General features: G+C 61.2%; 2 protein-coding genes. One reads left to right on the top strand and one right to left on the bottom strand.

Going from position 1 to position 3,450, the window contains the following annotated elements; genetic code table 11:
• Positions 1-93 precede the first annotated feature (93 nt).
• On the bottom strand, positions 94-2,004 hold the full coding sequence (gene dibA, locus ACW9I6_RS31520; RefSeq protein WP_457340213.1) for a phosphodiesterase DibA: 1,911 nt from the start codon (positions 2,002-2,004) through the stop codon (positions 94-96).
• 166 nt (positions 2,005-2,170) lie between these two features.
• Here dibA and desA point away from each other — a divergent pair, with 166 nt between their 5' ends.
• Positions 2,171-3,355 carry a delta-9 fatty acid desaturase DesA gene (gene desA, locus ACW9I6_RS31515; protein ID WP_003218147.1) on the top strand — a complete coding sequence of 395 codons (1,185 nt, stop codon included), beginning with the start codon at positions 2,171-2,173 and terminating at the stop codon, positions 3,353-3,355.
• Positions 3,356-3,450: the final 95 nt, after the last annotated feature.

Below are 3,450 nucleotides of genomic sequence, written 5' to 3'. Positions count from 1 at the left end.
GGGTCAGTGACAGATTTGCTGACTGACCCACCGCCTTCGCGAGCAAGCCCGCTCCCACATTTTGGCCCTGTTTGAAATCAGGACAGGCGGTGGTTAACGAATGGTCGGCGCCCTCGCCCAATCCAGCTCACTGGCCGGCATCGGCCGACCAAACCAGTACCCCTGGCCCAGGTCACAGCGCTGTTCCAATAGAAACCGCGCCTGCTCAACCTGCTCGATGCCCTCGGCATGCACCTGCATGCCCATGCTCTGCGCCAACGCGATCACTACCCGCACAATCGCCGCATCGTCTTCATCCCATGGCAACCCGGCGACAAAACCCTGGTCGATCTTGAGCTTCTGCACCGGCAAGCGCTTGAGCCGCAGCAGCGATGAATAACCGGTGCCAAAGTCGTCGATGGCCAGGCGCAAGCCGAGCTCACGCAGGCGATGCATTTGCTCAAGGGCGACTTCCGGGTCTTCCATCACCGCGCTTTCGGTGACTTCCAGCTCTAAAAGCGCCGGATCCAGCCCCGTGTCGTGCAGCACCTTGGCTACTTGCTCATACAGCTCACGCCGGGCAAACAGGCGGCTGGACACATTCACCGCGAGAAACGTCAGCGGTGCGCCGTCTGCCAGCCATTGGCACATCTGGCGGCAGGCCTGGTCCATGACCCAGGCGTCGATGTCGGCAATCAGTCCGGTGCGCTCGGCAATCGGGATGAATTCCCCCGGCGGCACCAGCCCGCGCTCCGGGTGCTGCCAGCGCACCAGGGCTTCGACGCCGATCATTCGGCTGTCTTGCAGGTCGTGCACTGGCTGGTAGTAAACCCGCAGCTCCTGCTGATCCAGCGCGCGGCGCAGTTCACCGGCCATTTCCACGCGGTGCTGGGCGTGGGCGGTAAGCTCTTCGGTGTACAAGGCATAGCCTTCGCGGCCGGCGCTCTTGGCCTTGAACAACGCGGAGTCGGCGTTGCGCAGCAGTTGCTCGGCGCTCAGCGCGTCGCTGGGGAACAGGCTGATCCCGATGCTCACGCTGATAAACAGTTGATGGCCGTCGAAGATGACCGGTTCTTTCATCGCGTCGAGAATACGTTGCGCCAGGGCGGCGGCCTGGCCCACCTGTGGACAACTTTCCGCCAGCACCGCGAACTCGTCACCGCCCAGGCGCGCCAGGGTCACGCCGGGGCCGAACAGGCCTTGCAGGCGCTCGCCGACGGCCTTGAGCAACTGGTCGCCGACGTTATGGCCGAGGCTGTCGTTGATGATCTTGAAATGGTCGAGGTCGAGCAGCAGCAAGGCGCAGCCACGTTTATGGATCTGCGCGGAGGCCAGGGCCTGTTCGGCACGATCGGTGAACAGCAGGCGGTTGGGCAGGTCGGTCAGCGGGTCGTGATGGGCCAGGTGCGCCAACTCGCTCTCGGAGTGCTTGATGGCGCTGATATCGGAGAACACCGCGACGTAGTGGCTGATATGGCCCTGCTCATCACGGATCACCCGGATGGTCTGCCACTGTGGGTAGATTTCGCCGCTTTTACGGCGGTTCCAGATTTCACCGCTCCATTCACCGTCACGTTCCAGCGTCTCGAACATCGCCTGGTAGAAACTGGCCGAGTGGCGCCCGGACTTGAACAGGCTCGGCTGGCGCCCCAGCACGTCTTCGCACTGGTAGCCGGTGATTTCGATAAAGGCCCGGTTGACGTGAACAATCAGCCCCTGGGCATCGGTGACCAGCACCCCTTCGCGGGTGCAATCGAACACGGCGGCGGCCTGGCGCAGGCGCTCGCGGTTTTCCTTCAGTGGCTGCTGGATCAGGTTCGCCCGGGCAAAGTGCGCGCAGAGCAGGTAGATCGCCAGGGCACTGAGGCTGACCCACAGGTAACCGCGTATCTGAAGCCAGTGGCCCAGCTCCACGGGTTCATCGATAAAGTTGATCAATACCTGATGGCTGAGCTGAATCCACACAATCGAAACCAGCAGGTACATCAGCCCGGCACGCAGGGCACCTCGGTATGAAAACAGCATATGTTCAGTAATCCTTACTAAAAAACCAGATTCGCCCTACAAAGGTTACGGATTATAGAATAAGAAACATCCAGTCACTCCTATCTGAAAGGGCGGCTGGTTTTATCTGTAGGCTTAGTGATAATGCGCAAGCTGGTTTTTTCTTTATCTGAGGGCCATACAGCCTATGTGGTACAACGGTTTTCTTGACTTGTCGGCCTGGCAACTGGTGGCAGTCACTCTGTTGATGACCCACGTGACCATTGTCGGGGTCACGGTCTATCTGCACCGCTATTCAGCCCACCGCTCCCTGGAGCTCAATGCTGGCCTGAAACACTTCTTCCGCTTCTGGCTGTGGCTCACCACGGCGCAGAACACCCGCGAGTGGACCGCTATCCACCGCAAACACCACGCCAAGTGCGAAACCGTCGACGATCCCCACAGCCCGGTGATCAAGGGCCTGTCCACCGTGCTGCGCAAAGGCGCCGAGCTGTATCGCGCCGAAGCCGAGAACCCCGAGACCCTGCGCATCTACGGCAAGAACTGCCCGGAAGACTGGATCGAGCGCAAGCTCTACACCCCGTACCCGCTGCTGGGCGTGGCGATCATGGGCGTGATCGACCTGCTGCTGTTCGGCACCATCGGCATCACCATCTGGGCCATCCAGATGATGTGGATCCCGTTCTGGGCTGCCGGCGTAATCAACGGCCTGGGTCATGCCATCGGCTACCGCAACTTCGAATGCCGCGACGCGGCGACCAACCTGATTCCCTGGGGCATCATCGTGGGTGGCGAAGAGCTGCATAACAACCACCACACCTACCCCAACTCCGCCAAGCTGTCGGTGAAGAAGTGGGAGTTCGACCTGGGCTGGGCCTGGATCAAAGTGTTCAGCTTCCTGCGCCTGGCCAAGGTGCAACGGGTCGCGCCGATCGCCCACCGGGTCGAAGGCAAGGGCAGCCTGGACATGGACACCGCGATGGCGATCCTCAACAACCGCTTCCAGATCATGGCCCAGTACCGCAAGTTGGTGATTGGCCCGCTGGTCAAGCAGGAACTGGAAAAGGTCGATCACTCGGTGCGCCACCAATTCCATCGCGCCAAGCGCCTGCTGTCGCGGGAGACCAGCCTGCTGGATGACCGCCACCACGTGCGCATCCAGAGCATGCTGGAACACAGCCAGGCCCTGAAAGTGATCTACGAGAAGCGCCTGGCGCTGCAACAGATCTGGCTGAAAACCAGCACCAACGGCCACGACATGCTGGCGGCGATCAAGGAATGGGTGCACGAGGCCGAGGCGAGCGGGATTCAATCACTGCGGGACTTTGCCCATCAGCTGAAGACCTATTCGCTGCGGCCTGCCGCGGTCTGATACGGCTATAGCGAGCCGATTTTTTGTGGCAGGGGAGCTTCTGTGGCGAGGGAGCTTGCTCCCGCTGGAGTGCGCAGCGCTCCCAAGATTTTGGG

The sequence above is a fragment of the Pseudomonas sp. SDO5522_S412 genome, from assembly GCF_054071215.1.
This window is presented reverse-complemented; position numbering and strand designations above follow the sequence as displayed.